Source organism: Methylobacterium sp. WL120, assembly GCF_008039465.1.
GTDB classification, from domain to species: domain Bacteria; phylum Pseudomonadota; class Alphaproteobacteria; order Rhizobiales; family Beijerinckiaceae; genus Methylobacterium; species Methylobacterium cerastii.
This window is the reverse complement of record NZ_VRUT01000292.1, coordinates 1-2714: the sequence shown is the minus strand read 5'-3', so window position 1 is coordinate 2714 and position 2714 is coordinate 1. Positions and strand designations below refer to the sequence as shown.

The following is a 2714-nucleotide window of genomic DNA, read 5'->3' as shown; positions in this document are numbered from 1 at the left end:
TCACGCCGCCACCGGTAGTACGTCACCGAACTCACACCGAGCGCGCGGATTGCATCGGCCACGCTCTGGCCCTGTGAGATCAGCACGTCCGCCTGACGGAGCTTCGCGACGATCTCCTCGGGCTTCGGGTGTTTTGCCATCTCGTCCGTCCTCCAGGCTCAAAAGCCATACCAAAGGGCGGACCACTTCAATGGGGGCTGACCAAGCGTCTCTCCGGCCTTGGTCACGCCCAGACGCGGCGGGTGGCCAGCGATCAGATCATGCCAGGTGCTGTCGGCGGCGGCATGTCCTTGCGCGTCGACCAGATCAGGGCACCAGCTTCGTTGGTGAGCGTCGCCACACCGGACCAGCCCTCAAGGATCGCCTCAGCGAGAAACCTGCCTTGAGCGATCGCCTGATCTCCCGAGCTCGCCTCGATGTGGATGTGCCGCGTCTCGATACGCCCGCTACCATCGCAAGGACGGCGCAGGATCCGAAGTTCGAACCCAGAAGTGGGTACGCCTGCAAGCTGTGGCATGGCGTCAATTCGTAAAACGATCTGTTTGGCAAGGACATAGCCAAACAGGCGTAGTCAGACCTCTTTTTGGATGTTGAGGGGCTTCTTTTTCGAGACATGCGCCGAACCGGGATCGATCGTGTCTCTGCCGTGGCTCGGGCCGATCTCAGTCTATAACGATATGAGGATGTGAACGCGTGCCTATCCCCCGGCGTCAGCTTGGCGCATCGATCCGGACCGCGCTGCATATCGCTGACCGCGATGCGATCGCCGCTTTCGTCCTGGACGAGAGCACGGTGTTTGCGCCCCACAATCCATTCGCGCGAACCAGTGTCGGTGCACAGCATCAGGTTTGGACCGGGTACCAGCGCGAATTCTACTTCTCGAACATCGCCTCGCTTGGGCTAGCGTGTTTGCTGAACGCCTTATGCGCACGTCCCGATGACGAGGCGATTGTTCAGGAGATCCTCCAGGCCGATGGCTGCCGTGCTTACGTGTATCACCCGGGCGACGGCTGCCAGATTATCGGGGCCGTGCTGCATGCCAAGGGGACCGGAGCCCTGCCGGTGATCAAGCCACTTCCACGGGGTGGCCGGCGGGGCAGGGGGCAGGGATCGACGCTTCAGCTCGATTTGTTCGCGGTCGGGTAGAGCCCCCGAAACAAATCGCCCATCGCCCTACGGCGGAACAGGGTGCGCCAGCGTCGACGCCGGTGCTCGGGGCGATCGTGGTTGATGTGGCAGCGTTGGCAGAAGGCTGCGAGGTTCCGGTCGAGATTGTTCGTGGTGTCGTGATCCCGGTGCGCGGCCGCCAGCACAACGCGGGTCGTACGGATGCGACCGAGATCTTCGATCGTCGGCAGGCTGCGCAGCGTACGACCCTGTCCATCGCGCCAGGCGCCGATGCTGGCATCCCACCAGCGCCCATCACCGAGATGGTACACGGTCAGCCCATGGGGCCGACCGCAGCCCTCGCAGGCGCCACCCGCCCGCCCGAAGCGGATCGCCGCGGAGAGTTGCGGCCAGTCGATGGGGTAGAAGAAGCGATGCTCGCGCCGGATCGGCATGGAGGTCAGCCTTTTCCGGCAGATGCTGCAGCTTGGCTGCGTGCACGCGCCTGCGGGAAGTAGTTGTAGAACGTGTCCCGGCTGACCCCGAGGCGTTTGGCAATGGCCGCGATCGAAATGGTGCCGCTGTGTAACAAGGCGCGACCGACCTCGAGGTCGGCCTCCGTCAACTTCTTGGGCCGACCACCCTTGCGTCCGCGGGCCAGCGCCGCCTTGAGCCCTTCCATCGTGCGCTCGCGGTTGAGGTCGAGGAAGTACTCCGCCATGGCGCCGTGCATCTGCAGGGCGAACCGGCCATGGGCGGTGTCGCTGTCGAACTGCTCAGTCAGCGAACGGAAGTGGATCTCCTTAAGGCGTAAGGAGTCGATGGTGCGCATCATCTCGACGAGTGACCGGCCCAGCCGATCGAGCTTCCACACCACGAGCACGTCGGTGGGTCGCAGGTAGGCGAGCGCCGCCTCGAACTCCGGACGCTTGGTCCCGGCCTTGCCGGACTTCTTCTCCTCGAACAGCTTCTCGCACCCGGCCCTGGTGAGGGCATCGCGTTGGAGGTCGAGGTTCTGGTCGAGGGTGGAAACGCGGGCATATCCGACGAGCATGTCGGGATATTGATTCAGGCACGTTTAATCCGCAATAGAAAACCAGTCATGTTTTCCCGACAAGAACAGAGCTTTTCAAGCCTGTTCAAAGGACGAACCCCAGTGACGTCGGGAAAACGGTCGTTTCCTTGACATACAGGTCCCCGTTGGTGGTCGGTTTGACCTCATGCTCTCATGGCCCGAGGTCGGCATGACATCGTGCGCACGTGTGCTGACAAGGCAAGCGCTACTGCACGGCGGCCGGGCTTGATGCCTCGACGTTCGGCGTGCACTCCCTGCGGGCTGGCTACATCACGACGGCGACCGAGCGCGGAGCTGATCTCGCACGGATCATGGAACTCTCAGGGCACCGCAATCCGCGGACAGTGCTCGGGTACGTCCGCCGAGCGAACGCCTTCAAGGATCGTGCGGGGAGCGGGTTCTTATGTAAGCGCTGTTTTCAGGCCACGGCTTTGAGGGCTGGCATGGCTGGGTAGGCCCATGGCAGCAGGTCGTCGAGACGGCGCTGCGGGTGGCCCTCGACGATGCGGGTGACGACGTCGGTGAGGTAGGC

5 protein-coding genes and 1 pseudogene are annotated in these 2714 nt (G+C 63.3%); 1 reads left to right on the top strand and 5 read right to left on the bottom strand.

Going from position 1 to position 2714, the window contains the following annotated elements:
* Both FV229_RS26380 and FV229_RS26375 read right to left on the bottom strand, forming a co-directional pair.
* Positions 1-140, bottom strand: a pseudogene (locus FV229_RS26380) (IS3 family transposase); the annotation flags it as partial.
* Positions 141-253: 113 nt separating this feature from the next.
* Positions 254-517 (bottom strand): hypothetical protein, encoded by a 264-nt coding sequence (locus tag FV229_RS26375; RefSeq protein WP_147754745.1) that lies wholly within the window; start codon positions 515-517, stop codon positions 254-256.
* 176 nt (positions 518-693) lie between these two features.
* On the opposite strand from FV229_RS26375, the gene FV229_RS26370 reads away from it, so the two are divergent.
* Complete coding sequence (locus FV229_RS26370) at positions 694-1146, top strand: hypothetical protein (RefSeq protein WP_147754744.1); 453 nt, start codon at positions 694-696, stop codon at positions 1144-1146.
* Here FV229_RS26370 and FV229_RS26365 read toward each other — a convergent pair.
* The 3 genes from FV229_RS26365 to FV229_RS26350 form a co-directional block, all read right to left on the bottom strand.
* On the bottom strand, positions 1119-1562 hold the full coding sequence (locus tag FV229_RS26365; RefSeq protein ID WP_147754743.1) for a hypothetical protein: 444 nt from the start codon (positions 1560-1562) through the stop codon (positions 1119-1121). The two genes, FV229_RS26370 and FV229_RS26365, sit on opposite strands and share 28 nt — an antisense overlap.
* A gap of 5 nt (positions 1563-1567) precedes the next feature.
* On the bottom strand, positions 1568-2161 hold the full coding sequence (locus FV229_RS26360; RefSeq protein WP_147754742.1) for a recombinase family protein: 594 nt from the start codon (positions 2159-2161) through the stop codon (positions 1568-1570).
* Between the two features lie 439 nt (positions 2162-2600).
* Positions 2601-2714, bottom strand: a 114-nt coding sequence (locus tag FV229_RS26350) for a transposase domain-containing protein (protein WP_147754740.1), incomplete at its 5' end; no start/stop codon positions are given.

Excerpts from the sequence above, each read along its gene's own strand:
- FV229_RS26360 (WP_147754742.1), bottom strand. The coding sequence starts at position 2,161 with ATGCTCGTCGGATATGCCCGCGTTTCCACCCTCGACCAGAACCTCGAC.
- FV229_RS26365 (WP_147754743.1), bottom strand. The coding sequence starts at position 1,562 with ATGCCGATCCGGCGCGAGCATCGCTTCTTCTACCCCATCGACTGGCCG.
- FV229_RS26375 (WP_147754745.1), bottom strand. The coding sequence starts at position 517 with ATGCCACAGCTTGCAGGCGTACCCACTTCTGGGTTCGAACTTCGGATC.